This is a genomic window from Pseudomonas sp. FSL L8-0168 (genome assembly GCF_037976155.1).
Classification (GTDB): domain Bacteria; phylum Pseudomonadota; class Gammaproteobacteria; order Pseudomonadales; family Pseudomonadaceae; genus Aquipseudomonas; species Aquipseudomonas paracarnis.
This window is the reverse complement of the sequence record NZ_CP150262.1, coordinates 1,497,125-1,523,602: the sequence shown is the minus strand read 5'-3', so window position 1 is coordinate 1,523,602 and position 26,478 is coordinate 1,497,125. Positions and strand designations below refer to the sequence as shown.

The following is a 26,478-nucleotide window of genomic DNA, read 5'->3' as shown; positions in this document are numbered from 1 at the left end:
AAGGAGTAATGCATGTATTTTGACGCAAGGAAGCGCCCCTTTTTCAGTGACAGCACGCCAGCTTGTTCATTGCGAGGGCAATGGGTGAGTTTTTGCTTGGTCGATGAAACTGGAGTTGGTGCGACGTACGGCGGCCTGCCGTACACGGTCCGCGACAGCGCTGGACAAGAGTACAAAGGTAGACTCAACGGAGAAGGATTCGCCAAGCTAAATGATATTTACAGCGGTCCTGTGGTCCTCATTTTTGACGATCTGTATTCAGGAACCGAACAGCCATATCGTCGTTTAATGATGCGGCCGACTTATCAGCTACCTATCACCGAGCTTCAATTTCGTGCTGAGCAAACCAGATTTGCTGCGGTCGATGGACGTCGTATTAAAGCCAATCCTGCCCAACATCAAGCCAGCCGATTTTATCAAGTCGAAGTGAGAGATTTAGTTCGTCATGTCGCCCATTTGCCTCCAACAACGCCTCGAGTCCACTCTCCCAAGCGTCACGCATTGAAAATGATGGCCGATCTGGGCTTCGGCCCGCCTCAGCCCTCATTGGTGGGTATCGTACTGTTCCCCAACAAGCACACCGTTCTAGAAGTACGACCCCTACGGGCGTTACGCCCAATGTTATCCACCGAAGACAGCTTCTGCGCCATGAACCTATACCAACTGGCATTGTTTGCTGCGTTGAGTTACTGCGATTTTGGGCAGGTCCCCGCAGAAAGACCGTTAGACGAAGTTCGGTTTCCGTTAGATCCGAGCGTTGGAAATTTATTCGCTGAACAGCTTTCGGTGTATCACGAAGCCTGGCGAATTGATCCGAAGCAATCACACCGTTTTTACCCCCTCTACGAAGATATCCCTTACTCCCAACGCTTCGAAATCCTGCCTTTCGATCCGCAGTTGTATCCACAAAATCGCCCGGAACGGAAGGAAGAACAGGAACACCCCGCACGCTTGCACTTTTTCGATGATGAAAAATTCGGTACTGACACCCAGGCTTTCATCACCCACCACGATGAAGTCATCCTGATTTCTGTGCGAGGAACGGTCAGCCGTGCCGACGCATTACGTGACGCCGACGCCCATCAGGTGGCTTTTGAAGGCGGTATTGGAAAAGCACACGATGGTTTTTACCAGGCCTATCGGGCTATGCGTAATTTCGTATTGCAATATCTTGATCAGTTTCACACAGGTCAGCGCATCGTAATTTGCGGTCACAGCCTCGGCGGCGCCATTGCATTGCTATTGGCCGAAGGACTGCGCCGAACCCCAGACGCCCACTACAACATTCTGCTCTACACCTACGGCGCCCCCCGCGCCGCCGACGCCGAATTCACTGCCGGCGCCTCAACATTGGTCCACCACCGCATCGTCAACCACAACGACCCTGTCCCCAGCGTCCCGGCACCCTGGATGAATACCACCGCCAAGCTCTGGATTCCCGGAGCCATCACGCTATTCAGCCACCCCGTGCCCGGTGGCCTGTTGTTCGCCGCAGGGCTGGTGCGGGTGGGTGGTAACCCTTATCGACATCATGGCGAGCAATATCACTTCATGCCGATCACGCTCCCGGATGGCAGCCACTCCTCGGTGTTATGGAAGCCTGGCTGTGAATCCCTCCAAGAGGCGGGTTGCAACCGCGCATTGCAACTGCAGGGCGACATGCCCGAGCGCGATAATGTGCTGAGGCAGCTGTTCCAAGCCGACCAGCACTTCATGACCACCAGCTACATCCCCGCGGCGTGGGCGACGTTGCGCCGCTGGCAACAAACCCTCGAGAGTGAGGGCCCGTTGGTGACTCAGAGGGAGTTCGAGCTGCTCGACCGGGCCTTTGAAGACATGCGCGAGCAACTCCGGGCCAAGCGGCGTGAACTTGCGCTACGGCGCCCTGCCAATGATCGTAGCCATGAACCTACCGATGCCTTGAACGCAGAGATCGACCGGTTGCACACCAGTCGCGAGCGCTTGGCAAGACTGCGCTGGCGTCGCCTGGAAGCCCGCGATGTCTACGGCAGCCATGCCCGTTCTGCACATCTTCAATCGAGCCTCAAACGTTGGTTCAGCCATCGCGAGAATCGTGAGCCGGCCCAATTCGCCGGCATCCCGCCGCCTGCCCACGACGAACAAGCACGGGGGCAAACGCTGGACATCGACTCAATCGTCTAACCCGCGCGGTTACATAAACTCTACCTGCGCCGGTTGCCGCTTCATCAGCACCTTGCCGTTGCGAATCGAGTACAGCGGCAAGCCCTGGCTACGTATGACTTCGTAGTCGCTGTCGGCCGACAGGATCAACAGGTTAGCCGGGCGGCCTGCTTGCAACCCATAACGATCACCCAGGGCCATGGCTTTGGCACTGTTGTCGGTGACCAGGTCCAGGGCGTTTTGCAAATTGCGGTAACCGAGCATATGACAGATGTGCAGACCGGCCTCCAGTACTCGCAGAATGTTGCCGTTACCCAGCGGGTACCAGGGATCGACGATGGAATCCTGGCCGAAACACACGTTCATGCCGGCCTCAAGCAGTTCGTTCACACGGGTGACACCGCGCCGTTTCGGGAAGTTGTCGAAGCGGCCCTGCAGGTGGATGCTTTCGGTGGGGCACGAGACAAAGCTGATGCCGGAATGCCCCAGCAGGCGAAACAGCTTGGCGCAGTAAGCATTGTCGTAGGAACCCATGGCGGTGGTATGGCTGGCGGTCACGCGGGCACCCATGTCGCGGCTGCGGGCTTCTTCCGCGAGGACTTCGAGAAAGCGTGAGTGGGGGTCGTCGGTTTCGTCACAGTGCACGTCCACCAGGCAGCCAGTACGTTCGGCCAGGTCCATGAGGAACTTCACCGAACTCACGCCTTGGTCGCGGGTGTATTCGAAGTGGGGGATGCCACCGATCACATCGGCACCCAGGCGAATGGCTTCTTCCATCAACTCACGACCATTGCGGAAGGACTCGATGCCTTCCTGGGGAAAGGCGACGATTTGCAAATCGATCAGGTGCGTGCTCTCTTCACGTACCTCCAGCAGGGCCTTGAGTGCAGTAAGGTCTGGGTCGGTGACGTCGACATGGGTGCGCACATGCTGGATGCCATGGGCGGCGAGGGTCTGAATGGTTTTTTTGGCCCGGGCCTTGGTGTCTTCCAGAGTAATGGTGGCCTTGCGTTCGCCCCAGCACTCGATGCCTTCAAACAGCGTACCGCTCATGTTCCAGCGCGGCTCGCCGGCGGTGAGGGTGGCGTCGAGGTGGATGTGGGGCTCGACAAAGGGCGGTATGACCAGGTTGCCGGCGGCGTCCAAGTCGCCGGCCATCAGCGCCGGCTCCCCCGTTTGCGCAGTGATGCTGGCGATCCGGCCGTGTTCCAGGTGCAGATCATGCAGGCCTTCACGGTTGCGCAGGCGGGCATTGATGATGTGCATGGGCAAGTTCCTCTTGGCTAAAAACAATCAGGCAGACAGCCGCCAGATCCTCAGGGCGATACCGATGTCCAGGCGGTCATGGCGCGTAGTATGGCGCTGAGCAGCACATAGGTCAGCGATGCGGCAAAAATTCCCACCAACGGCGCGACCCACGGCGAGTTGAATGCGACCACGGTGCCCACCCCATACGCGATCAGACCTGGCCAATTGAACGCCGGTAAGCGAGCCTCTGCCAAGCGGGGATAGTGGCCGCGATAGCGATAAAAGAAGTCCGCCATGATCACGCCTCCTATCGGCGGGATGACCGTACCCAGCAGGATCAGGTACGGCACCAGCAGGTCGTACATGCCGAACAAGGCGAGCAGGGTGCCGATCACCGCGCCGGCCAGGGTCACGCTCTTGCGACGCTGGGTGCGCAGCAAGTTGCAACCGGCGACGGCGAAGTTGTAGATGGTGTTGTCCTGGGTGCTCCAGATATTGAGCAGCAACATCGCCATCGCCGCCGTGGCGAAACCTTGCAGCAGCAAGACCTCCACCACATCCGGTTGCTGATAGACGATGGCGCCATAGGCCCCGATCAGCACCATCAAGCCGTTGCCGACAAAAAAGCCGATCAGGCTGGCCAGCACCGCAACCTTGGCCGAGCGCGAAAACCGTGTCCAGTTGGTGGCCTGAGTTGCCCCGCTGACAAAGGTCCCGAACACCAGCGTGATGGCGGTGGACAAGTCCAGCTCAGCGCTGGGCACCACCGCCAGCAGCCCCTCCAGCCCGCCGACCTTCACGGTGGCGACCCACATCGACAGGGTCAACAGGATGCCCATGGCCGGCACCGCGATGTAGGACAGGATTTCCAAGCCGCGATACCCCACGTAGGCGGTGGCGCAGAACAGTAAGCCAAATACCACCATCAGCCCCAGCACACTGCCCTGGCTCAATTGGAAATACTTGCCCAATACCACCGCAGCCGTGGCCGTGCCCCAGGCATACCAGCCGATCTGGGTAAAACCGAGGATCAAGTCACTGAGTTTGCTGCCCACTTCGCCAAAGCAGAAACGCGCCATCAACACCGAGTTCAAGCCGCTCTTGAACGCGATGTAACCCAAGCCTGCGGCGTAGATACCCAACAACAGGTTACCCAGGGCCACGACGCCGAGCATATCCATGAAGCTGAACGCTACCCCCAGCTTGCCGCCGGCGAACATGGTCGCGGTAAAAAAGGTGAACCCCAGCAACACCATGGCCGTAGAGGCCAGGCCCTTACGCGCGTGCAAGGGGACTTCGCTGAGAGGGTAGTCGTTGCCGGGTTCTTGCTGCGTCATGGGGGCTGCTCCCTGAGTGGTGACCCAGGTCGTGTGCATCCTGCGTGCCAATGCAGGTGCAGGCAGGTATGGGCTGACGGAGTAAGCCCTTTATAAGGCCGCCTCCTCCCAATCAGCGCAAAAGCAGTGCAGCGGTGAGCCAAACTGGCTCAGTCGATCGGCGTCTGTGCGGGTTTTCCTAATGGATCAGCCCGCCGCTTCGAAAAAAACACCTACAGTTGGCAATGCCAGCCAATTAAGAGCTAGAGCGAAAAAAACAGTGACCTGTGGCGAGGGAGCTTGCTCCCGTTGGGCTGCGTAGCAGTCCCATCTTTTGGGGCCGCTTCGCGACCCAGCGGGAGCAAGCTCCCTCGCCACGGTGACATTTCCCGCAGGTGGTCTTTTCAACACTCGATCACTTACTCGCCGCGATAAATGCACCCACTGGTGCAGGTCTCGTGGATACGGATCGCACTGAGTTCCGGCAGCAAGGGTTTCAGTTCATTCCAGATCCACTTGGCCAGCACTTCGCTGGTGGGGTTTTCCAGGCCGGGAATGTCATTGAGGTAGTTGTGGTCGAGGCGTTCATAGAGCGGCTTGAAAATCGCTTTGATCTCCGAGAAGTCGCGAATCCAGCCGGTATGGGGATCCAGGTCGCCGCTCAGGTGGATGGCCACCTTGAACGAGTGCCCATGCAGGCGCCCGCATTTGTGGCCTTCCGGTACGTGGGGCAGGCGATGGGCGGATTCGAATGTAAATTCCTTGAAGATTTCCACAGTGTTTTCAGCTCGGTCAGGTGTCTGGCAGGCGGCGAGTTTAACAGTTTGCTCAACCTCTGCGCATACCGCCCCTCGGCCGCAGGCGCCCATGCGGTCAAAGGGCTAGCAAACGGTCGCCGAGCTTGCCGTTATCCGCCAATGCCAAAAACTCATCCCCCAGTCGTTGGCTCTCGCTCATGGCAGTTTGCCAATATTTGTTGCGGCCTGGATCATCGCCCATGAAACGCTTGAAGTCGCTGCGGTCTGGCAGCTTGCCGTGGGGCAGGCGGGCCAGGTAGTCCCTGGACGGCGCCAGCAGTAACACATCCTGCAAGCCCTGCTGGTTGCTGCGTCGCCATGGCAGGCCCTTGTCGAACCAGCCGGGGATGACCCGGTCGGTAAAGTGCGGGTACAGCACAATGTCATCGCCGTGGTAGGGCAGGTCGAGGTGGTAATCCAGCAGGCCGCCGTCGCGGTAGGTGCCGGCCCCGGCACCGGGCAGGTCGCGCACGCCTTGCATGACCATGGGGATCGAGCCGGACGCGAGCAACGCCTGGCGCAGGTTGCCCACGTCCAGGGTGAGGAAGCGCGAGGGGAAATCTTTCAGGGGGTGTACCGGAGGCGCCTGACGCGGGTCGTGGATGATCAGCCGTTCGAAATGCCGCGACAGCCGTGCGCGGCCCCGCAGATTATCGGCAATCACCGATGACAGGCCCAGCCCCAGCCGCCCACGGTGGTCATCGGCGAGCAATCCGTGGCTCTTGACCACCATGATGTTCAGCCGATAGTCGGGGTTGTCCAGCACCCGCGCATCGCGCCCGGCCAGCAGGTCGTCGAGCATGCGTTGGCAGCTCTGGCTGACTTGCGCCATGGTCACGCCTTTGGCAAAGCGCTGCTCGTTGTACAGGCGGCCCAGGTCGAGCAAACCTTGCACCGGGTCGGGCAGGCAGGCGCTGGCGAACCGCCACGAGCCGATGGACGCGCCGATCAGCGCACGCTCGCGCGGCGCACGGGGCAACCAGTCACCGAACAGCGCCAGGTCCAGCCCTTGGATACCCAGGGCCTTGGGGCCGCCCGCCGCGCCGGGGAGGATACCGACGTCGGCAGGCGCAAGGCCCTGCTCGCGGATGCGGGTGAAGGCGCGTTTGCCGGCCTTGAGGGTCAAGGCCGGGAACTTGATATGGATGGCTGTCATACCGGTCTCTGTTGAGGCGAGCGGGGCAGTATAAGAAATCTCGCAGGCAGTGGGAAAAATGGCTTAACCGGAATTGCCATGGTGGCAATTCAGTTTCAGTTAAGTTGCAGCGCGTACCGTGGCCGGCGTAGGAAAACATCATGTAACGGAGACTTATCATGAAGCGCCTCACTGCCCTGGGCGCCGCCGCTATCATCCTCGTTACGGCGACCCCGGCCGCCGCCGTGGACCCCGACAAGCCACTGATCGTGCCGGCCACTGTTACAATTGTCGCTTTCGATCAATTGGACGCTACGGCCCTGGCCCTTCACCCTGGTTCGACGCTGCTGGACACCGATTTGGATGAGGAATACGGCAAGTACGTTTATGAAGTCGAGCTACGAGATACCGACGGCATTGAATGGGATGTTGAATTGAATGCGCTCACCGGGCAGGTTCTCAAGAATCATCAGGATACGTAATGAAGGTAAATTTACGCGTCGGCAGTCGCGTGGCGCTGGTGCTCATGGTGTTTTGTTCCAGCCTGGCGGCCCGCGACCTCAACCAGGACGAAGCCCTGGCCCTGCGCCAGCAAGGCGTGATCCTGCCATTGGAACAGCTGTTGCAGCAGGCCATGGCGCGATACCCCGGCTCGCGGCTGCTGGAGGCCGAACTGGAAAAGAAACACGGGCAATACGCCTATGAAGTGGAACTGGTGACCACCGAGGGCGTGGTGCGCGAGATCAAGCTGGATGCCACCAATGGCGACCTGATCAAAGATGAGGAAGACTGATGCGCCTGCTCCTGGTGGAAGACAACGTGCCCCTGGCCGACGAACTGATGGCCGGCCTGCAGCGCCAGGGTTATGCAGTCGACTGGCTGGCCGACGGCCGGGACGCCGTGTATCAAGGGCGCAGCGAGCCCTATGACTTGATCATTCTCGACCTTGGCCTGCCCGGTTTGCCCGGGCTTGATGTGCTGGCCCAATGGCGCGCCGCCGCGTTGGCCATCCCGGTGCTGATCCTTACCGCCCGCGATTCCTGGGCCGAGCGCATCGAAGGGCTCAAGGCCGGCGCCGATGATTACCTGAGCAAACCCTTTCACCCTGAAGAGCTGTACCTGCGCATCCAGTCGCTGTTGCGCCGCTCCCACGGCCAGACGAACCAGCCCACCCTGCAAGCCGCCGGCCTGCATTTGGATGAAGGTCGCCAGTGCGTGCTACGCGACGGCGCCGAGATCCAGCTGACGGCTGCCGAGTTTCGCTTGTTACGCTATTTCATGCTGCATCCCGAACAGATCCTGTCCAAAAGCCACCTTGCCGAGCACTTGTATGACGGTGAGACCGAACGCGACTCCAATGTGCTGGAGGTGCACGTCAACCACCTGCGGCGCAAATTGGGACGCAGCGTGATCGAGACCCGACGCGGTCAGGGTTACCGATTCGGCGCCACTCCGGCATGAGGTCGATCCAGCGGCGCTTGAGCCTGGGGTTGATCAGCGTGATGGTGATCGTCGGCGTGGTGCTGGCGCAAACCAGCCTGTGGTTGTTCGAGGCGGGTTTGCAGCGCTACCTTGAAGCGGGCTTGCGCAACGACAGCGAAAACCTGCTGGTGGCGCTGGTGCGTGGGCCCAACGGCGTGCAGTTGGATGAGCAACGCCTGTCGCCGGCGTACCAACGGCCATTTTCCGGGCATTACTTTCGTATCGACTTTGCCGATGTGCATTGGCGCTCCCGCTCACTGTGGGACCAGGAACTGCCCCGGCTCCCGGTGGCGGGGCTCAAGGGCAACCTGCAACTGGGACCCGAAGGCCAGCAACTGTTGGTGCTGCGCTCGGACTACAAGCGCTTTGGCCAATCGATTTCCATCAGCGTGGCCCAGGACTACACGCCTGTGCGCGAGAGCTTTCGCCTGATGCGTCAGGTCGGCCTGGTGATGGGGCTGGCGGCGCTGCTGCTGGTGCTGATCCTGCAACGGGTCACCGTGCGCCGTGCCCTGCGCCCCCTGGAGACCGCACGTAACCAGATCGCCCAACTGCAACAAGGCCAGCGCTCGCAACTCGATACTCAGGTGCCGCTTGAGCTGGAGCCACTGGTGGCGCAAATCAACCACCTGTTGGCGCACACCGAAGACAGCCTCAAGCGCTCGCGCAACGCCCTCGGCAACCTGGGGCATGCGCTGAAAACCCCGCTGGCAGTGTTGTTGAGCGCGGCCTCCAGTGACGCCCTCAAGGATCATCCGCAACTGAGCCAGTTGCTGCGCGAGCAATTGGAGCAGGTGCAGCAGCGCCTCAACCGTGAACTCAACCGTGCGCGCCTGGCGGGTGATGCGCTGCCGGGCGCGTTGTTTGACTGTGAACAAGAACTGCCCGGTTTACTGGCCACCCTGCGCATGATCCACGGCGAACACCTGGACCTCAGCTACCAGGTGGCGCCGGGCCTGCAACTGCCTTGGGACCGTGAAGACCTGCTGGAACTGCTGGGCAACCTGTTGGACAACGCCTGTAAATGGGCGGACGCCGAGGTACGCCTGAGCGTTAGCGAGACGCCCCAGGGCTATCGGCTGGCGGTGGAAGACGACGGCCCCGGCATTCCCGAGGCCCAGCGCGACCAAGTGTTCAGCCGTGGCGCACGCCTGGATGAGCAAAGGGTTGGCCATGGCCTGGGTTTGGGGATCGTGCGGGATATCGTTGAGGTGTGGGGTGGGGTGTTGCAACTGCAAGAGAGCGAGCTGGGTGGGCTCAAGGTATTGATCCAGTTGCCACGGCGCTAGCATTCACACACCACCGCTCAAAATGTGGGAGCTGGCTTGCCTGCGATAGCATCGACTCGGTTTGCCTGACATACCGAGGTGTCTGCATCGCGGGCAAGCCCGGCTCCCACAGTAAAGCCTTGCTACATTCAGACCCTGAACTGATCCATCAACCCCTGCTGCTGATTTGCCAGGCTGTTCAACGCCTGGCTGACCCGCGCCGATTCATTGGCCTGCTCCGACAACGACTCGGTCACATCGCGAATGGTCGCCACGTTGCTGTTGATCTCTTCGGCCACGGCGCTTTGCTCTTCGGCGGCGCTGGCGATTTGCAGGTTCATATCACTGATCACCGTGACCGCATCGCCAATCTGGCGCAAGGCGGTGACGGCCTGGCCGACCTGTTCGACGCTGCCCTGAGCCTGGCGATAGCTGTTGCCCATGGAGCCGACCACGTCGCTGGTACCGGTTTGCAATTGTTCGATCACCAGGCGGGTTTCTTCCACCGATTCCTGGGTGCGCCGCGCCAGGTTGCGCACTTCGTCGGCGACCACGGCAAAACCGCGGCCGGCTTCACCGGCGCGAGCGGCTTCGATGGCGGCGTTGAGCGCCAACAGATTGGTCTGCTCGGCGATGCCGCGAATCACTTCAAGCACCGAGCCGATCTGTTCGCTGTTGGCGGCCAAGCCCTCTACCTGGGTCATGGCGGTGCTCATGTCGGCGGCGAGCTCGCCAATGTTGGCGGTGGTGCGGTCGATAACCGTCAAGCCTTGACGAGTTGCCTGGTCGGCATCTCGGGCGGCTTGGGCCGCTTGGGCGGCGCTGCGGGCCACGTCCTGGGCGGTGGCGCTCATTTCGTGGGATGCGGTAGCCACCTGATCCACCTGGCGGTACTGCTGCTCCATGCCGGCGCTGGTTTGCGTGGCAATGGCCGCGGACTGGTCGGCAGTGCCGCGGGCGTCCTGCACCGAGCGTTTGACCTCGGCAATGATCGGCTGCAGCTTGTCGAGGAAGCGGTTGAACCAGCCGGCCAATTGGCCCAGTTCGTCCTGTTTGGCGTAGGCCAGGCGCCGGGTCAGGTCGCCTTCGCCGCTGGCGATATCCTCAAGCATGTGCGCCACGCCAAGGATTGGCCGGGTCACGCTGCGCGCCATCAGCCACACCAGGATCAAGCCGACCACGGCGGCGAGCAGGCCCAGGCCCAGTTCTAGCAGGGTGCCTTTGGCGTTGTCGGCGTCCAGCTGGTTTTTCAGCGCTTCGGCGGGGGCGACCAGGACTTTTTCCGGTACATCCAGCAATACGCCCCACGCCTTACCGCCGGGAATCGGCGCAAAAGGCGCCAGTACCTTGAGTTGATGGTCAGTGCGCAGGCTGTGGGTCTGGGTACTGCTGGCCAAGGCACTGGTCAACTGTGCGCCGCTGGCCGGGTCGACCTGCTCCAGGCGTTGGCTGAGTTTGCTGGCATCCGGGCTGTAGCCGGCCAGTAAGCCGGTCGGGCTGAGGATGCTGACCTGGGTCTGGCCGTCGTACAGTTTCTGGCTGGCCTGTTGGCTGACCGCCTGCAGGCTGTTGAGGTTGATATCCACCGACAGCGAGGCGATGACTTTGCCATTGACCATCAGCGGGAACACGATGCTGGTCATCAGCACGTTCTGGCCGTCGATCACATAGAAGTAGGGCTCGATCACGCAGGGTTTGAGAGTCGTGCGCGGGCAGGTGAACCAGGCGTTGGCTTTTTCGCCGCTGGGGCCGATGGAGGTGTCGGCCATGTCGCTCTCGGGCAGTGCCATCGAGGTGATTTTCCCCGGTGTCGGTTGCGACCAGTACAGTGCGAAACGGCCTTTGTCATTGCTGCCTAGTTCTGCCTGGTTGGCGAACAGTTCGTCTTTGCCGTCCAGCGCATTGGCTTCGAACACCAGGGACAGGCCGAGCAGGTCGGGGTTGGCCTGCAGGGCGGCCTTGACCTGGCGGGTCAGGTCTTCACGGGTGTCGAAGGCATCGAGAAAGCGCTTCTCGGCCTGTTCGCGCAAAAACAGCACCTGGCGGGAAAAACCATGGCCGTATTGGTAGGCATCCATGAACTGCTGGCGAATGCCCAGCGCTTGCACTTCGCCTTGGGCCTCGATGCGCGACTGGGCGGCTTCGTCGAGCATCTGCATGCTGGACGCCTTGACCTGCTGGGAGCTCTGCGCCATGCGATACAGCGACAGACCCACCAGCAGGGTCACGATCCCCAGCAGGCAGAGGCCCGCCAGCAGGGTGATTTTCCATTGAATGGAGAGCTGCCTGAGCGACATCGGGACATCCTTACCTGAAAGCACATAGAGACAGCGTATCGGCCAGCGCCTGTAATTCTTTATGCGTGCAGAGGGCTTTGCCTCACCACAGTTTTTGACATGACAGCCCAGCTCCTGCAAAGTGCGCGCCCTCTAATAAGACCTCTTTCAAGCTTGCACGCCGGCAGCTGTTCCCATGGGCCGCGCGCGGGCATGCCTGTCTTTTTTGTTTCTGCTTGAGGTAACCATGATTAACGCAGTCATCGCCGCGGTCGGCACCATGCTGGTACTCAGCCTGTCCCGCGTGCACGTGGTCATCGCCATTATCGTCGGCGCCCTGGTGGGCGGCTTGACCGGTGGCCTGGGTATCGAGGCCACGCTCAAGGCCTTCAACGGCGGGCTGGGCGGCGGCGCAACCGTGGCCTTGTCCTACGCATTGCTCGGGGCTTTCGCCGTGGCGATTGCCAAGTCCGGGCTGGCCCATGCGCTGGCGGACAAAGCCTTGCTGCTGGTGGACCGCCAGGACGCCAGCGGTGGCAACCACGTCAAATGGCTGCTGATCGGCCTGTTGTGGGTGGTGGCGATTGCCTCGCAGAACATCTTGCCGATCCACATTGCGTTTATTCCGCTGCTGGTACCGCCGCTGCTGTATGTGCTGACCAAGCTGCAACTGGACCGTCGCCTGATCGCCTGCGTGATGACCTTCGGCCTGATCACCCCGTACATGTTTCTGCCGGTGGGCTTTGGCAATATCTTCCTCAATCAGATCCTGCTGGCTAACGTCGCCAAGAGCGGAGTGGATATCAGCGGGGTCAATGTCACCCACGCCATGGGCTTGCCGGCGCTGGGCATGGTGGTCGGCCTGCTGGTGGCGGTGTTGATCAGCTACCGCAAAAAGCGTGTGTACGACCTGAAGAAAATCGAGCGTGTCGAGCAAGTGGCGGTGCAGTACAACCCGCTGACCCTGCTGGTGGCCGGCCTGGCGATTGCCTCGGCGTTCATCATCCAGTTGTGGCTGGACTCGATGATCATCGGCGCCCTGGCCGGGTTCCTGATCTTCTCGGTGTCGGGCATCGTGCGCTGGCGCGACACCGATGACCTGTTCACCGAAGGCATGAAGATGATGGCGATGATCGGTTTCATCATGATCGCGTCCTCAGGTTTTGCCGAAGTGCTCAAGGCGACCGGTGACGTGAACTCGCTGGTGCAGGCCTCGGCAGCGTTCATCGGTCATAGCCGGGGCGTTGGCGCGTTGTTGATGCTGCTGGTGGGGTTGTTGGTGACCATGGGCATCGGCTCGTCGTTTTCCACGGTGCCGATCCTCGCGGCGATTTTCGTGCCGCTGTGTGTGCAACTGGGCTTCAGCCCGCTGGCCATCGTGTGCATTGTCGGTACCGCCGGTGCCTTGGGCGACGCCGGTTCGCCCGCCTCGGACTCCACCCTCGGCCCCACCTCCGGCCTGAACATCGACGGCCAGCACCACCATATCTGGGACACCGTGGTACCGACCTTCCTGCACTACAACCTGCCGCTGCTGGCGTTCGGCTGGCTGGCTGCGATGACGCTCTGATCCAAGTGAGCCCCCTGTGGCCAGAGATTGCTCCCGCTGGGCTGCGAAGCAGCCCCAAAAAGCTTGCGGGCGCTGCGCACCCGAGCGGGAGCAAGCTCTGGCCACACAAGCTCGCGCCTACAGTAATCGCTCACATGGCCGTTAACCTCTCAAGTCGCCACTAACAAGAGAGAAAAGCCATGCGTCTGAGTTTGAAGGCCAAAGTCCTGGCCCTTGCTGTCGTGCCGGTGTTGTTGTTTGCCGTGGTCATCAGCCTGACCACCGTGTGGATTCTGCAGGGCCAGGCCCGCAACGAGGTGGATGAAACCCGTCAGCGCCTGCTCAACGACGCCAAGGCCACCCTGCAAAGTTATGTCGAGGTGGCTATGACCACCATCAAGCCGCTCTACGACGCGGCAGCCCCCGGCGACAGCGCGGCGCGGGCGCAGGTGGTCAAGTTGCTGTCCAATACCAGCTACGGCAAAGACGGCTATTTCTTCGGCTACGACTCCGAGACCATCCGCCTGTTCAAGGGCAACAGCCCGGACGGCGTAGGCAAAAGCTTCAAGGACAACCGCGACCCCAACGGCGTCTACGTCAACCGCGACCTGGTCAAGGTCGGCAAGGACGGCAGCCACTACCTGCAATACAGCTCAACCCAGCCCGGCCAGACCGAACTGGTGCCCAAGCTCGGCTATACCGAGTACCTGCCCAAGTGGGACATGGTGATCGGCACCTCGGTGAACCTCGATGGCATTGACGCCCAAGTGGCGGTGGTGCAGGCAAAAGTCGAGAAGCGCATGCAAGGCGTGCTGTTGAGCATCCTCGGCGTCGCCGTGGTGGTGTTGCTGGTGATCGCCGCCGTGGGCATGCTGCTGGCCAATACCATCCTGCGCCCGCTGCACCTGATGAAAGCCAACCTCGATGACATCGCCGCGGGTGAAGGTGACCTGACCCGCCGCCTGGCCATTACCAGCCAGGATGAACTCGGCGACCTGGCCGGTGCATTCAACCGCTTTGTCGATAAAATCCACGGCCTGGTGCGCCAGATCACCGACATGACCGCCCAACTCACCGGGTTGGTGAGCCAGGTGTCCGACCAGGCCCAGCGTTCCGAACAGGCCATGGAACGCCAGCGCCACGAGACCGACCAGGTGGCCACTGCGATCAACCAGATGTCTTCGGCGGCGCACGAAGTGGCACGCAGTGCCCAAGGCGCCGCCGTCGCTGCGCAGCAGACCGACGCCGAAGGCCAGGCCGCCAAACGTGTGGTAGACGGCAGCATCGCGCAGATCCATGCGCTGGTGAACGACATCCGCAGCAGCGGCGTGTCCCTGGACAGCCTGCAGCAGGATGTATCGTCAATCGTCAGTGTGCTCGGCGTGATCCGCTCCATCGCCGAGCAAACCAACCTGCTGGCGCTCAACGCTGCCATCGAGGCCGCACGGGCCGGGGAGGCTGGGCGTGGCTTTGCCGTAGTCGCCGATGAAGTGCGCGCCCTGGCCAGTCGCACCCAAACCAGCACCCAGGAAATCCAGGGCATGATCGATCGCCTGCAAAAAGGCACCGAGGCGGCCGTGGACGCTATGCGCCGCTCCAGCGATGCCGGCGACGGCACTTCGGCCCAGGCCAACCAGGCCGGCGCGTCCCTGGACACCATGGCGCAACTGATTGGCACCATCGACTCAATGAACGCCCAGATCGCCAGCGCCGCGGAAGAGCAGACCGCCGTGGCGGAAGAGATCAACCGCAGCGTGCATCAGATTGCGGTAGCGGTGGACAGCGTGGCGGACGAAACCCAACTGGGCGCTCAGACGTCTCGCAGTCTGGCCGACCTGGGCCAGCGCCTCGGGCAGTTGGTGGGCCAGTTCAGGATCTGATCCATTCAACCCATGGCAGGGTTTAAACGTCGCGCATCAGCAGGCCAAAGCGCAGGTCCATCTGCGCCGGAATCGGCACATACACCGTATGCCCGTCCCCCGGCGCCACCTCAATGCTTTCGCCCTTGGCGTTATGCAGGCTCGGCAAGTCAAAATGAAAATTGCCCGCGGGCGTCATCAACTCCAGGTGGTCGCCCAGCGCAAAGCGGTTCTTGACCTTCACCTCGGCCAACGCGCCACGACGTTCGCCAGTCAGCTCCCCGACAAACTGCTGGCGCTCGGAAACCGAGCTGCCGTTCTGGTAGTTCTGGTATTCATCGTGCACGTGGCGGCGCAGGAAACCTTCGGTGTAGCCACGCTGGGCCAGGGACTCGAGGTTGGTCATCAAGCCGCGGTCAAATGCACGCCCGGCCACTGCGTCATCGATGGCCTGGCGGTACACCTGGGTGGTGCGCGCGCAGTAAAAGTGGGACTTGGTGCGGCCTTCGATCTTCAACGAATGCACGCCCATCTGTGCCAGGCGTTCCACATGCTGCACGGCCCGCAGGTCCTTGGCGTTCATGATGTAGGTGCCGTGTTCGTCTTCGAAGGCGGGCATGGGTTCATCGGGGCGATTGGCTTCCTGTAGCAGGAACACCTGATCGGTGGGCGTGCCGATCCCTAATGTGGGTTGATATTCATGGACGATATCGCCAGTGGCATTCTCCACTGCCGGCGTGGCCTGGTATTTCCAGCGGCAGGCATTGGTGCAAGTGCCCTGGTTGGCATCGCGCTTGTTCATGTAGCCCGACAGCAGGCACCGCCCGGAATAGGCCATGCACAAGGCGCCATGTACAAACACCTCCAACTCCATCGCCGGCACTTGCTGGCGGATTTCGCCGATCTCTTCCAGGGACAGCTCCCGCGACAGAATCACCCTGCAAATGCCTTGTTGCTGCCAGAACGCCACGCTGGCCCAGTTCACCGTATTGGCCTGTACCGACAGGTGGATCGGCATTTGCGGGAAGTGCTGGCGCACCAGCATGATCAACCCCGGGTCGGACATGATCAGCGCATCCGGGCCCATGGCGATCACCGGCGCCAGGTCCTTGAGGAAGGTCTTGAGCTTGGCGTTGTGGGGCGCAATGTTCACCACCACGTAGAAGCGCTTGCCCAGGTCATGGGCTTCGTGGATGCCGAGGGCCAGGTTGGCGTGGTCGAACTCGTTGTTGCGCACCCGCAGGCTGTAGCGCGGTTGGCCGGCATAGACCGCATCGGCACCGTAGGCGAAGGCGTAGCGCATGTTTTTCAGGGTGCCGGCAGGGGCGAGCAGTTCGGGGGCAATCATCGAGGGCATGGCTGTAGGTCGCAAAAGGCGCGAGGGTAGTGCAGGGCCGGGCGCCGTTCATTGATCCATGTCTACGCATGGCGATCTATGCTTGTTCGATAAACAAGGGCACTCCCACGTTTGGCTGCGGACTAAGCAACAGGGCCGCCATCGGCCCTGTTTTTCTGACATGGACCGGACATGAATCAAACCAACCTGCAATTCAAAACCCTGTTGCTGCTACTGGCCTTGGTCACCGTGGCTTTTATCTGGATATTGCTGCCGTTCTACGGCGCGGTGTTCTGGGCCGTGATCCTGGGCATTATCTTTGCGCCGATGCAGCGCCGCCTGCAGCAGCGTTTTAGCTGGAACCGCAACCTGACCTCCCTGACCACCTTGATGGTGTGCCTGGTGATTGCGATTCTGCCGGTGATCATCACCAGTGCTTTGCTGGTGCAAGAGGGGGCCACGCTCTACAAAAACATCGAGAGCGGCAAACTCGACGTGGCGGGTTATATCGAGCAATTCAAGAACGTTCTACCGCCGTATTTCCAGCAATTGCTCGACCGTTTTGGCATGGGCAACCTCGAAGGGCTGCGGGAAAAGGTCGTCAAGGGCGCGATGCAGGGCAGTCAGTTCTTTGCCTCTCAGGCGTTCAGCTTCGGCCAGGGGACGTTTGATTTCCTGGTGAGCTTTTTCATCATGTTGTACCTGCTGTTTTTCCTGCTGCGCGATGGCCCGGAACTGGTACGCAAAGTGCGCACAGCCGTACCGTTGGCCGAGCCGCAAAAGCGTCGCCTGCAGCTCAAGTTCAACCGCGTGGTGCGCGCCACGGTCAAGGGCAACGTGCTGGTGGCTGTGACCCAAGGTGCGCTGGGAGGTTTGATCTTCTGGTTCCTGGACATCCCCAGTGCCTTGCTCTGGGCCGTGCTGATGGCGTTCCTGTCACTATTGCCAGCGGTGGGTGCCGGGCTGGTCTGGGGGCCGGTGGCGGTTTACTTCCTGTTGAGCGGTTCGATCTGGCAGGGCGTGGTGCTGGGGCTGTTCGGGGTGTTCGTGATTGGCCTGGTGGACAACGTACTGCGCCCGATCCTGGTGGGCAAGGACACCAAGATGCCGGACTACCTGATCCTGATCTCGACCTTGGGTGGCCTGTCGGTGTTCGGCCTTAACGGCTTTGTCATCGGGCCGCTGGTGGCGGCGTTGTTCATGTCGTGCTGGGCGTTGTTCGTCGAAACCAAGCCGCGGGTCAAGTTGCCGCTGCCATAGCGTTCAGGCTTCTAGCCTGAAGTCGGTTGCCATTCGGCGTTGTGTTTCGGCATCCGATAACGAAGTGAGCGGGCCGCTGATCGGCTCGCCATCGCGCACCACATACCAGCAGGCGAGCAAGCCCAGTTTGCGCAGAGGGGCGGGGACGGCGCTACCGATGACAGACATGATTTGAACAGTGGGCATAAGTACCTCCAAACGTTATGGAGGTCACCTTACGGTTTGCCGGTGCTTGGGAAAAATCACCTGGCTCGATAGTCGACATCAATGCCAGGCGTTAATCCACCACCTGGTCGAGCATGTTCACCACTTCGTGCTCACTGAGCAGGCCCTTGCGCACTAGGTTTTCGGCCAGCAATGCCAGGAACTTGGCGCTGCGATGGCCTTCAAGGTGCTTGAGTTCAGTCAACGCGTTATAGACCTTGCTGGAGGTGCACAGGCCGGCGGTGCGGTGCGGGTTTTGCGTGGGCATGGTCAATCGTCCTTAATTGTTATTGGCTGGACTGGGTCGATAGTGCGACTGTTTTGTGACGTAAACATGACAGCGCAGCCCGCCATCGATCAAGAGGATATTCGACGCTCATGATGTGGGATTGGCGCTCGTGCGTTGTTCTCACAGCGACATCGGCAGGATAAATCCGGACTTTTCAGGCAAAAAAAGGCCCCGCGTGTGGGCGAGGCCTGTGTCTGTCAATGGATTAAAACTTACCAACCATGGCGGTAGTAGCCGTGGGGCGGGCCGTAGTAGCCGCGAGGTGGCCCATAATAACCGCGCGGTGGGCCGTAATAGACGGGCGCCGGGCGGTAGTAAACCTGCTGTTGCACATACACTGGTGGCGGTGGCGCGTAGTAGACCGGCGGCGGCGCGGCATACACCGGCTGCGGCTGAACATACACCGGCTGTTGCACGTACACCTCTCGCGGCTGGCTGGCAACCACAGAGCCGACTACCGCTGCGCCGACAAGCGCACCGAACACGGCCGGGCCACCCCAACCACCACCGTGGGCGGAAGCTTGGCCGGCCATTGCGAGTGCGCCGATAAGCAAGGCGATCCTGGGAAGTTTACGCATGATGGTCATTCCTCAATTAGCCCCTGCGCTTGTGGTCTGCAATCAATAGACTCAAGGATTGTCGCGGGGATACTTTTAAGACAACGTATTTCGAGAAAACAGCACGGCCAGTGAGTAAAGGTTGTGTAAGGTCTGTACCGATTTGCTTACTTCAAGGAGTTATCCATGCAGATGCACCCCAACAAGGACACCCAACTGTGCATGTCACTGTCGGCGCGCCCTGGGAACTTTGGCCTGCGTTTTCATAACCACCTGTATGAACAACTGGGTCTGAATTTTTACTATAAAGCCTTCAGCAGCCAGGACCTGCCCGGCGCGATCGGCGGTATCCGCGCCCTGGGTGTGCGCGGTTGCGGGGTGTCCATGCCGTTCAAGGAGGCTGCCATTGCCTTGGTGGACGAACTCGACGATTCGGTTCAAGCCATCGACTCCCTGAACACCATCGTCAACACCAACGGCCACCTCAAGGCTTACAACACCGACTACATCGCCATCGAGCAACTGTTGAAAAAACACGCGGTACCCAAGGACTCCAGCTTCGCCCTGCGCGGCAGCGGCGGCATGGCCAAGGCGGTCGCCAGTGCCTTGCGTGACGGGGGGTACGCCAATGGCGTGATCGTGGCACGTAATGAGGTGGCGGGCCAGGCATTGGCCAGGAACCTGGGGTACGCGTGGCAGGCGGATCTGGGCAGCCTGCGGCCACAGATGCTGATCAACGTGACGCCCATTGGCATGACCGGCGGTGCGCAAGCGGATGCGTTGGCGTTTGACGCCGAGGCAATCGATCAGGCCGAGACGGTCTTCGATGTGGTGGCGATCCCAGCGGAAACGCCGTTGATCGTGCGTGGCCGTGCCCAGGGCAAGCGGGTGATTACCGGGCTGGAAGTGATCGCTATCCAGGCGTTGGAGCAGTTTGTGCTTTATACCGGTGTGCGGCCTACGCAGGAGCAGTTCGAGGCAGCGGTGGCCTTCGCCCGCAGCTAAAGCCTTACGCACAACCATTCGGTGATCTAACTGACGCGCACGCGATCCAACTGTGGGAGCTGGCTCGCCTGCGATGGCGGCCTGCCAGGCGACGGCTATCTACCTGACACCCCACGATCCAACTGTGGGAGCTGGCTTGCCTGCGAAGACGGCCTCACAGTCGACGCCGTAATACCCAGTACATATCCATTCCTGCGGTAACGGCTACTTAGGGTTCCGCTTTTACAGCCAGCCCTTTCAAGGTCTTTTCGTCTTGGCAGCCTTGATTATCCGGTCCGTTGAAACATGCGCATTCACCGCGGTGCCTTTAACCCATGTTTTGGGCTTGGGTACCTTGGGGCCACGGGGGCTTTTCGCAACTTGTTTAGGTTGGATATTTCTGGCAAGCGCCAATAAGTGCTGAGCCAGTTTTTCCAACGGAATGACAGGAAAATGTTCCGAGGGCAGCGCAATCTGCATTCCCTCATATCCACTCCTGACCTGAACCGCTAAATGGTAAATCGAGGCTTCCCATCCTTCAGGCTGGGTATCCCGATGAGCCTGTTCAACACTGCGTTTGAGAACAGCCAGGACGTTGTAAGCCAATACCGCCGTTGCAAACCCCAGTAAGGCAGCCTTTGGGCTGCCAAGGGTTTCGATCTCACTTTCCAGGATCGCTTCCAGTCGCTGGAACATACCTTCAATGCTCCAGCGGCGGCGATACAGTTCGGCGATCTGTTGCGCACTGACGCTCTCAGGCAGGTTGCTCCAGAACATCAAGCTGCTGTCGCCGGAGTCCGTTGGCGAATGAAGCGTCAGTTCGACACGCCGACATTGGTAACCGCCTTTGACCTGGATGATCTGCTCACGCACAGTGCCAGTTTCCACAGGTACTGGCTCTTGCCACTCACCCTCTTGAATCAAGCGTGGATGCTTGGCTTGCTGACGAATGACAAAGCAAGTTTGGACTTGCTCACAAGCCTCCATAACCGGGAGCGTGCAATAAAGCCGGTCAGCCAGCCACACTTGGCCTGGCTCGGCATTGGCCAATAAAGGCAGCACACAAACGCGCTCGCTTGCGTAGGCATCCTCACACGCCTGAAGGTCGACGACCTGATCCAGATCGGGATCGTATGCAACAACCGAAAAACCGGGACGAGCGGCGCCGCGCTCGTTGCGTAAAGCTCCCAGACGTTTTTCAGTGGATGCCAGGTGATTACCGTCCACTACCCGAACCTGCCAACCCGGCAGCATCGCCGTGCAGCCCAGCTCCCGGATGGTTGGAGCCAGGCGCTGTGCACAGCCCGTAATCAGGGCGCGCAACAGAGCAGGCTCGGTACGACTGATCTTGTCGTAGAGAGCCGCCAGGCTGACCGGAAGGTCCTCCAGTTGTCGCGCGGCGGCGTGCAGAGATGGCCTCAAGCCCAATGAAACAAGGGACATTAGCTTGATGATGGTCGAGAACAATAGCTCACGAGAATACTGCCGTTGCCGGTGTTCTTCGAAAACCTGATCAATCCACTCGGGGGCAATAGCCTGCTGCAGCGCCAGTTTGGCCATGACACTGGCAGGTGCTTTTTTTCGAAACGCGCTAGAACTTCCGCCCACATCGTTTAGGTACCCCCTGAATGAATTTCAGGGGATTTTACAGAAGACCTTGAAAGGGCTGGCTTTTACAGCGGCTCACTTTTGAAAAGAGCCCAAAAGTAAGCAAAAGGCTCTTGCCCCACCACTCGGCACCTCGCCTAGGCTCGGTGTGCCCGAACGCAGGCTTGAATCCGTGGGCCGCCGCCACGCGCCATCCATGGCGCGGGGCGGCTAACCCGGCGTCCTGCCGGGTTACCCACGAATTAAAGCCTGCGTTCGGCCAGCGTGGTTTAACGGGGCGCCTAAGATCAAAAGCAGAGCAAGATCAAGAGCGGCTCGCTTCGCATCGTAGTTACCGTTGGCTGCTGCAACCTACAAAGTTGTGTCGATACCAATGGCTATCGCAGGCAAGCCAGCTCCCACATGTTTATCTGCATTATCCCTGTTCCAGCTGCGCCAGCCGTTCTTCCAGTGCGGCAATCCGCGCTTCCAGCTCTTCAATGCGCTCCACCGAAACAGCCCCTGCGCTACGCTCTACCGGATTCCCCCGCGCGGTCATAATCGCTTCAATATCTGCCGGGTCCCCCAGTGCATGGGTATACCGGTCTTCCCGCTGCCCCGCCTGACGCGGCACGAGCAGCGCCAGTCCTCGTGCAATCAGGCGCTCGAGCTGATGCACAACCTGTTCGGCATCCTCAAAGTCATGCATACGCCCACTGCGGGTGAGCAACTCATTGACGGTCTGCGGCCCCCGCAGGAACAGCAGCCCGGTCAGGATCACCTGGGCCGGCACCAGTTCCAGGGCCTTGTCCACACGGTGCTCCCAGCGGTCGGCGCGGCTGCCCATCACCAGGCGCGTGAAGCCTTGGCCTTCGAGCGCGCGCAGGCTCTGGCCGACCTGGCCTTGGCTGAGGTTCATCACCGGCTCGCGGCTGGTCTTCTGGTTGCAGGCCAGCACCAGGGCGTTGAGGGTGAGGGGGTAGGTTTCCGGGTTGGTCGCCTGTTTTTCGATCAGGCAGCCCAGGATGCGGATTTCCGTGCTGTTCAGGCGCGGCTCAGGGGTGTCGGTGTCGTGCTCGGCGGTCATCGCGCTTTCCCTATGCAGTGAAGCTCACCAGCGTAATCCTCAAAAAATAAAAGACAAGCACCGGGCATGGCTATAATCGCCGCTGGTTCCAACCCTGCCATTATCAGTGAGACTGACATGACCATTTCCCTGTACGCCGCTTCTATCCCAGTCTTCAAGCAAATGCTCAACGCGTTGAGCGATGTGCTGAACAAAGCCGAAGCCCACGCCAGCGCCAAGAACATCGAGCCCAACGCCTTGCTGCAAGCGCGCCTGTTCCCGGACATGTTCCCGTTGGTGCGCCAGGTGCAGATCGCCGTGGACTTCGCCAAAGGTGTGTCGGCACGCCTGGCCGAGATCGAAGTACCGAAGTACGAAGACAACGAAGTCACCTTTGCCGACCTGCAAGCACTGATCGCCAAGGTCCTGGCCTTCGTCGACACCATCAAGCCCGAGCAGATCGACGGCAAGGAAGGTATCGAAATCATCACCCGCCCAGGCACGCCGAAAGAGAAGCGCTTCAGCGGCCAGTCCTACCTGCTGACCTACGGCCTGCCGCAGTTCTTCTTCCACATCACTACCGCTTATGCCTTGCTGCGTCATAACGGTGTGGAAGTGGGCAAGCGTGATTACATGGGCGCGTTCTAAACTCACGCTTCAATAAAAAACCGGGGCTTGTTCTGAAATGAACGGCCTCGGTTTTTTTTTGCAGGATATTCTTTTCACCAATGCTTTGTTACATATCTTGATGCAACCAATATTCAGTAAATCTCACTCAGGAGTGCCTATTAAACTTTCAACCGAAGAACCTGGAGACCACAAACTAAATGCAGCTTTCCTCCTCTGCGTTAACGTCGACAACCCATAACGCTTATTTCGAAGATACACGCAATACCTCCGTCAGCCAGGATTCGTCTTCACGTTCGTTTGCGACGAGCCGGACCCGTCGAGAGGCTCCCGGTAACGAAGCGGTTCTATCAACTTCTGACCGTGCTCAAGCCGACAGTGAATTGGCCGCCCGTTATGCAGAAGCCCTGGAGAGTCGAGCCCGTGATGAGCACACTATTATTCCGAATATTCCAGACGCGTCGTCTCTCGGCCAATGGCGTACACAGTTGCGTAATACATTTGAAGACCCGTATCTTGCTTATGTGCTGAAGAGGCAGGGTTTGGACCCGACCACCATGGAGATCGCCCCAGACGGGACGCTGAGCGTTAAAGAAAAAAATGGAGCAATTGCCCGATTTACTTTAAAAGACCACCCTCGCTGGGCGTTATACGCAGGGCCAATTCTGGCCGCATTGAAAGCCTATGCTCCCGACGGGATAAGCTACTCGGCGGTGCGCGCCGAAAGTGTACCGCTCAAGTTGATCGCCCAGTTTTATGGAGAGACGATACATAACGATTCAACCGAGGATCGAGCACGAGCTCAAGCGTTGCAAAAAAACAACGCATTTGCGACGTCGGGCGTTGGTCAAGCGCGTTCTGAAGAAACCCTGATGTTACAAAAACAACAACTTGCCGATAGACGCGATCTGCAAGCCTTCCAAGATGCCCTGGTCGAAGCTAATGCTAAGGTAGGCAAGTATCTGGATCAACAAGAGCGCTTGCATCAGAGTAACCTCTCTTTTCGCCCTGGCTTCCAGCCTCCCTATGATCGTGAAGCCGGATTTCTATCCTACCTGCAATCGCAACTGTTCACGATTGGCCCTGAATCTGGTTTCCACTTGGATAACCAACCAATGGCCGGACGACAAGTGAACCTCTTGCAGTTCATGACGGCCAATGGCTGGAAACATCCGGTTAATACAGAAGAAATGCGACAAATTGGCCTCAGTTTAGCAGAGCTCCAGTACCCACAACGGCGTCAGGATTTGGGCGGCGGACTAGCGTGGCCAACGCCGCTCGATACGACGCAACAGCAGGCGATCTACGATGCTGTTTCCTATAACGCGATGGGGCTACCCGAATTCGACCAGTTGAAATTGAGCCAAAACGCGTTCGGGTATCTGACACAAACCATCCAATGGTCCGAAGCAGAATTGAAAGATCCCCGACAAGCGATCTTGAGGCTTTTGCAAAGCCCGGCTGCGCAGTCCTTGGGCGAAGCCTTGCGCGATAAGTTCGAGGGGGTCGGCAGTGTTGAGGACTGGGTACTTTCGGCTCTCCAGATAGGCCTCAATCAGGATGCGTTATGGAAACCGGGCGAAAAGAACAAGGTGGCCGGGTTTGATCTGTCGGCGCGCGAGAACTGGGGAAAACCGCTGTCATTTGTTCTGAAGGGGCTCACTGATCATCTGAGCAAGTCATACGGCGGTAACGCTCCTGTTGCGGCCTATCTGCCGTTGTCGCACCACGCTCCGGAATTACTGGTCAAAGATGTCCCGGATCATGTGACTTACGGCTCACCGGGTTGGGTCAGTTTGAAATCGATCGTTGCCAAAGCTGAAATGCGCTCTCCAGGTGTGGCGGCGACTAAAACATATGAGCAGTTGCTCAAAGACGACTTGAGGCCCATAGACGATGCCGGGATACAAGTGGAAGCGTTGGCGGCGCGAGAGGGGTTGATTCATTGGGCAGTGGCGGATGGGGCCATCGAAAAACGGGAGGATAACAATTATACGGATGAAGAAATTGAACGTGCCGGCGTCCTCGCCAACGAGCGCTTCGAGTTATTGACAACGGCTTCAGAAGCGCAACGCACGATATTACATAGTCGCTCGGAGTTAGGGCTCAGTATATTGAGGGCCCGTTTTCCCGAGGAAACCTATGGGAAAATAGACTTCGAGAAAAAAACAATCTATCCCACCGAGAAACACCGCGACTTAAAAGGCCCCTATTCGATATTGGATATCTATTCCGCCCCGCAGCAACATGTCAGATGGTTTTCCAATGATCCCGCTGTTCCGATTGAAAAAATAGCGGCTGACGTTCACGAGATGGGATCTTTAAACGAAGCGTTCGAATCACATGTCTTGGAGTATTTCGACGGATTTAAAGACGCCATGAGCGTGAATGTTAAACATCAGATGTCTTTGCTGCCTCAGGAGGATCAGGAGGCACTGCAGCACGGCGCGTTGAAAATCTATGGGGAGGAAAAAGTCACCCAAACCATTACATCGGCAGGTTACAAGATTCAATACGATGTTTCGGAGACTGAAGAAGTTAAAAGTAGCTCTGTATTTCTTGAGACGCTGCATAAAGGCAAGAAACGGATTTACGAATTCAATCCCGCGACGGGCGGGCTGCAGCATCGCGCAGATTTAGCGGAGGGGCTCAAGACAGGGCTGCAAGGCGAGTGGAGCCCCGTTGCTACGAATAAACCCAAGGTCAGAGTTCGATCCAACACCAAAATCAGTGAAATTAATGCCAATGATTCGGCAGAACGTAAAGAGCGAGAATCAAAGCTTCAAACTTCATCTCCTACCCAAGCCTTCAGTTCGCAGCGAACGCAGCATATAGCAGACGCAGTCACACGCCATTTTTTCAGGGCCGACGAACGTGAAACGGTGGTCAACGCGGCCAGAGGTGTCACCACGTTCGACACTGAAGTGACTGAGTTCGAAAAAATCCAGGCGGTGACCCGTGCACTGATACCGGGAGCGTCGGCGCTTCACAGTTTTCAGCAGGGTAGGGTTGGTGAAGGGCTGAAATTCCTTGCATTTGACGTGTTTGGTTTTGTTGTCGCAGGTGCAGGCGCCGTCGGAAAAATTTCAAAGATCGCGAAGGTAGGTGGGCAGCTAGGGCGCGGAGGTGTTACAGGCAGGCTGGGGCGGGCATTTATAAGCGCCGCCAACCCCTTTGCAGGCGGGGCGGCCATCGGGACTAGAGGCCTGACAGCGTTTTCTTCGGTAGTGGGCAAATTAAGCCTTGGCTGGAAAAGCGTTGCGGCTAACATTAGTGTTAATAGGGTTTTTCAGCACAAGCCGAAAAATGTAATGGTTGGCACTTCTGCGGGCGAGGACGCGACAAAGATTATCGCTCAGCTAGATTCCGTCAGCGGTAAATGGTACCGATTCAATCCGCAAACAAACGAGCGATACGGGATGCCCCTTCAGGGATTCACTGCGGCCACTTCGCCATCTTGATGGATATTCATCCGCCATGAAAAACGCCCGAGTCG

Annotated in this window: 22 protein-coding genes; 11 read left to right on the top strand and 11 right to left on the bottom strand. The window is 59.3% G+C overall.

Going from position 1 to position 26,478, the window contains the following annotated elements; all coding sequences use genetic code 11:
- The first annotated feature begins 12 nt into the window (after positions 1-12).
- Entirely contained in the window at positions 13-2,163 is a 2,151-nt protein-coding gene (locus tag MHH62_RS06370; protein ID WP_339232693.1) for a lipase family protein, read from the top strand.
- Between the two features lie 9 nt (positions 2,164-2,172).
- Here the strand turns inward: MHH62_RS06370 and codA are convergent, their stop codons facing one another.
- The 4 genes from codA to MHH62_RS06350 form a co-directional block, all read right to left on the bottom strand.
- Positions 2,173-3,408: a cytosine deaminase gene (gene codA / locus MHH62_RS06365; RefSeq protein WP_014717864.1), complete on the bottom strand. Its 1,236-nt coding sequence runs from the start codon at positions 3,406-3,408 to the stop codon at positions 2,173-2,175.
- A 50-nt stretch (positions 3,409-3,458) separates the two neighbouring features.
- Positions 3,459-4,727: a cytosine permease gene (gene codB, locus MHH62_RS06360; RefSeq protein ID WP_339232691.1), complete on the bottom strand. Its 1,269-nt coding sequence runs from the start codon at positions 4,725-4,727 to the stop codon at positions 3,459-3,461.
- A 398-nt stretch (positions 4,728-5,125) separates the two neighbouring features.
- Positions 5,126-5,482: a 6-carboxytetrahydropterin synthase QueD gene (queD, locus tag MHH62_RS06355; RefSeq protein WP_003190259.1), complete on the bottom strand. Its 357-nt coding sequence runs from the start codon at positions 5,480-5,482 to the stop codon at positions 5,126-5,128.
- A gap of 97 nt (positions 5,483-5,579) precedes the next feature.
- Positions 5,580-6,659, bottom strand: a complete 1,080-nt coding sequence (locus MHH62_RS06350; RefSeq protein WP_003190262.1) for a hypothetical protein — start codon at positions 6,657-6,659, stop codon at positions 5,580-5,582.
- 158 nt (positions 6,660-6,817) lie between these two features.
- Here MHH62_RS06350 and MHH62_RS06345 point away from each other — a divergent pair, with 158 nt between their 5' ends.
- Genes MHH62_RS06345 through MHH62_RS06330 form a run of 4 tightly spaced genes read left to right on the top strand, consistent with a single transcriptional unit; the run spans position 6,818 to position 9,409 of the window.
- Positions 6,818-7,120 carry a PepSY domain-containing protein gene (locus tag MHH62_RS06345; protein ID WP_014717943.1) on the top strand — a complete coding sequence of 101 codons (303 nt, stop codon included), beginning with the start codon at positions 6,818-6,820 and terminating at the stop codon, positions 7,118-7,120.
- Positions 7,120-7,431 carry a PepSY domain-containing protein gene (locus MHH62_RS06340; protein ID WP_003190266.1) on the top strand — a complete coding sequence of 104 codons (312 nt, stop codon included), beginning with the start codon at positions 7,120-7,122 and terminating at the stop codon, positions 7,429-7,431. The genes MHH62_RS06345 and MHH62_RS06340 overlap by 1 nt, the downstream gene beginning before the upstream one ends.
- Positions 7,431-8,099 (top strand): response regulator transcription factor, encoded by a 669-nt coding sequence (locus MHH62_RS06335; RefSeq protein ID WP_003190268.1) that lies wholly within the window; start codon positions 7,431-7,433, stop codon positions 8,097-8,099. Before MHH62_RS06340 ends, MHH62_RS06335 begins: the two co-directional genes overlap by 1 nt.
- Positions 8,096-9,409, top strand: a complete 1,314-nt coding sequence (locus MHH62_RS06330) for a sensor histidine kinase (RefSeq protein WP_014717944.1) — start codon at positions 8,096-8,098, stop codon at positions 9,407-9,409. The genes MHH62_RS06335 and MHH62_RS06330 overlap by 4 nt, the downstream gene beginning before the upstream one ends.
- A gap of 128 nt (positions 9,410-9,537) precedes the next feature.
- Here MHH62_RS06330 and MHH62_RS06325 read toward each other — a convergent pair whose 3' ends face one another.
- A complete protein-coding gene (locus MHH62_RS06325) occupies positions 9,538-11,685 on the bottom strand; it encodes a methyl-accepting chemotaxis protein (protein ID WP_019818667.1) in 2,148 nt (715 codons plus the stop codon).
- 229 nt (positions 11,686-11,914) lie between these two features.
- Here MHH62_RS06325 and MHH62_RS06320 point away from each other — a divergent pair, with 229 nt between their 5' ends.
- Together MHH62_RS06320 and MHH62_RS06315 are read left to right on the top strand one after the other, a co-directional pair.
- Complete coding sequence (locus MHH62_RS06320; protein ID WP_161794324.1) at positions 11,915-13,234, top strand: Na+/H+ antiporter NhaC family protein; 1,320 nt, start codon at positions 11,915-11,917, stop codon at positions 13,232-13,234.
- Between the two features lie 179 nt (positions 13,235-13,413).
- Positions 13,414-15,093, top strand: coding sequence for a methyl-accepting chemotaxis protein (locus MHH62_RS06315; RefSeq protein ID WP_339232689.1), 1,680 nt, complete (start codon positions 13,414-13,416; stop codon positions 15,091-15,093).
- 22 nt (positions 15,094-15,115) lie between these two features.
- Here the strand turns inward: MHH62_RS06315 and yegQ are convergent, their stop codons facing one another.
- Complete coding sequence (gene yegQ, locus MHH62_RS06310) at positions 15,116-16,429, bottom strand: tRNA 5-hydroxyuridine modification protein YegQ (RefSeq protein WP_019818664.1); 1,314 nt, start codon at positions 16,427-16,429, stop codon at positions 15,116-15,118.
- 171 nt (positions 16,430-16,600) lie between these two features.
- On the opposite strand from yegQ, the gene MHH62_RS06305 reads away from it, so the two are divergent.
- Positions 16,601-17,668: an AI-2E family transporter gene (locus MHH62_RS06305; RefSeq protein ID WP_019818663.1), complete on the top strand. Its 1,068-nt coding sequence runs from the start codon at positions 16,601-16,603 to the stop codon at positions 17,666-17,668.
- A gap of 3 nt (positions 17,669-17,671) precedes the next feature.
- Here MHH62_RS06305 and MHH62_RS06300 read toward each other — a convergent pair whose 3' ends face one another.
- The 3 genes from MHH62_RS06300 to MHH62_RS06290 all read right to left on the bottom strand — a co-directional run bounded on the left by MHH62_RS06300 (position 17,672) and on the right by MHH62_RS06290 (position 18,748).
- A complete protein-coding gene (locus MHH62_RS06300) occupies positions 17,672-17,854 on the bottom strand; it encodes a hypothetical protein (RefSeq protein WP_003190283.1) in 183 nt (60 codons plus the stop codon).
- A gap of 91 nt (positions 17,855-17,945) precedes the next feature.
- The gene (locus tag MHH62_RS06295) at positions 17,946-18,140 is read right to left on the bottom strand and encodes a hypothetical protein (RefSeq protein ID WP_014717949.1); all 195 of its coding nucleotides are present in this window, start codon (positions 18,138-18,140) and stop codon (positions 17,946-17,948) included.
- A 233-nt stretch (positions 18,141-18,373) separates the two neighbouring features.
- On the bottom strand, positions 18,374-18,748 hold the full coding sequence (locus tag MHH62_RS06290; RefSeq protein ID WP_019818659.1) for a hypothetical protein: 375 nt from the start codon (positions 18,746-18,748) through the stop codon (positions 18,374-18,376).
- Positions 18,749-18,904: 156 nt separating this feature from the next.
- On the opposite strand from MHH62_RS06290, the gene MHH62_RS06285 reads away from it, so the two are divergent.
- Entirely contained in the window at positions 18,905-19,723 is an 819-nt protein-coding gene (locus MHH62_RS06285) for a shikimate 5-dehydrogenase (protein ID WP_103451762.1), read from the top strand.
- Between the two features lie 237 nt (positions 19,724-19,960).
- On the opposite strand, the gene MHH62_RS06280 is transcribed toward MHH62_RS06285, so the two are convergent.
- Together MHH62_RS06280 and MHH62_RS06275 are read right to left on the bottom strand one after the other, a co-directional pair.
- Positions 19,961-21,262 carry an IS4 family transposase gene (locus MHH62_RS06280; RefSeq protein WP_080643517.1) on the bottom strand — a complete coding sequence of 434 codons (1,302 nt, stop codon included), beginning with the start codon at positions 21,260-21,262 and terminating at the stop codon, positions 19,961-19,963.
- A 463-nt stretch (positions 21,263-21,725) separates the two neighbouring features.
- Entirely contained in the window at positions 21,726-22,376 is a 651-nt protein-coding gene (locus MHH62_RS06275) for a DUF480 domain-containing protein (protein ID WP_014717951.1), read from the bottom strand.
- Between the two features lie 117 nt (positions 22,377-22,493).
- Between MHH62_RS06275 and MHH62_RS06270 the strand changes: the two genes are divergently transcribed.
- Entirely contained in the window at positions 22,494-23,003 is a 510-nt protein-coding gene (locus tag MHH62_RS06270; RefSeq protein ID WP_014717952.1) for a DUF1993 domain-containing protein, read from the top strand.
- Between the two features lie 179 nt (positions 23,004-23,182).
- Positions 23,183-26,443, top strand: coding sequence for a hypothetical protein (locus MHH62_RS06265; RefSeq protein ID WP_032903696.1), 3,261 nt, complete (start codon positions 23,183-23,185; stop codon positions 26,441-26,443).
- Positions 26,444-26,478: the final 35 nt, after the last annotated feature.

What these genes read in the sequence shown, in the direction of transcription:
- MHH62_RS06300 (WP_003190283.1), bottom strand. Translation starts at nt 17,854, where the DNA reads ATGCCCACTGTTCAAATCATGTCTGTCATCGGTAGCGCCGTCCCCGCC.
- MHH62_RS06290 (WP_019818659.1), bottom strand. Translation starts at nt 18,748, where the DNA reads ATGACCATCATGCGTAAACTTCCCAGGATCGCCTTGCTTATCGGCGCA.
- codA (WP_014717864.1), bottom strand. Translation starts at nt 3,408, where the DNA reads ATGCACATCATCAATGCCCGCCTGCGCAACCGTGAAGGCCTGCATGAT.
- MHH62_RS06340 (WP_003190266.1), top strand. Translation starts at nt 7,120, where the DNA reads ATGAAGGTAAATTTACGCGTCGGCAGTCGCGTGGCGCTGGTGCTCATG.
- MHH62_RS06370 (WP_339232693.1), top strand. Translation starts at nt 13, where the DNA reads ATGTATTTTGACGCAAGGAAGCGCCCCTTTTTCAGTGACAGCACGCCA.
- codB (WP_339232691.1), bottom strand. Translation starts at nt 4,727, where the DNA reads ATGACGCAGCAAGAACCCGGCAACGACTACCCTCTCAGCGAAGTCCCC.
- MHH62_RS06305 (WP_019818663.1), top strand. Translation starts at nt 16,601, where the DNA reads ATGAATCAAACCAACCTGCAATTCAAAACCCTGTTGCTGCTACTGGCC.
- MHH62_RS06275 (WP_014717951.1), bottom strand. Translation starts at nt 22,376, where the DNA reads ATGACCGCCGAGCACGACACCGACACCCCTGAGCCGCGCCTGAACAGC.
- MHH62_RS06270 (WP_014717952.1), top strand. Translation starts at nt 22,494, where the DNA reads ATGACCATTTCCCTGTACGCCGCTTCTATCCCAGTCTTCAAGCAAATG.
- MHH62_RS06280 (WP_080643517.1), bottom strand. Translation starts at nt 21,262, where the DNA reads ATGGCCAAACTGGCGCTGCAGCAGGCTATTGCCCCCGAGTGGATTGAT.
- MHH62_RS06350 (WP_003190262.1), bottom strand. Translation starts at nt 6,659, where the DNA reads ATGACAGCCATCCATATCAAGTTCCCGGCCTTGACCCTCAAGGCCGGC.
- MHH62_RS06345 (WP_014717943.1), top strand. Translation starts at nt 6,818, where the DNA reads ATGAAGCGCCTCACTGCCCTGGGCGCCGCCGCTATCATCCTCGTTACG.
- MHH62_RS06295 (WP_014717949.1), bottom strand. Translation starts at nt 18,140, where the DNA reads ATGCCCACGCAAAACCCGCACCGCACCGCCGGCCTGTGCACCTCCAGC.
- MHH62_RS06315 (WP_339232689.1), top strand. Translation starts at nt 13,414, where the DNA reads ATGCGTCTGAGTTTGAAGGCCAAAGTCCTGGCCCTTGCTGTCGTGCCG.
- MHH62_RS06335 (WP_003190268.1), top strand. Translation starts at nt 7,431, where the DNA reads ATGCGCCTGCTCCTGGTGGAAGACAACGTGCCCCTGGCCGACGAACTG.
- MHH62_RS06325 (WP_019818667.1), bottom strand. Translation starts at nt 11,685, where the DNA reads ATGTCGCTCAGGCAGCTCTCCATTCAATGGAAAATCACCCTGCTGGCG.
- MHH62_RS06330 (WP_014717944.1), top strand. Translation starts at nt 8,096, where the DNA reads ATGAGGTCGATCCAGCGGCGCTTGAGCCTGGGGTTGATCAGCGTGATG.
- MHH62_RS06285 (WP_103451762.1), top strand. Translation starts at nt 18,905, where the DNA reads ATGCAGATGCACCCCAACAAGGACACCCAACTGTGCATGTCACTGTCG.
- MHH62_RS06265 (WP_032903696.1), top strand. Translation starts at nt 23,183, where the DNA reads ATGCAGCTTTCCTCCTCTGCGTTAACGTCGACAACCCATAACGCTTAT.
- yegQ (WP_019818664.1), bottom strand. Translation starts at nt 16,429, where the DNA reads ATGCCCTCGATGATTGCCCCCGAACTGCTCGCCCCTGCCGGCACCCTG.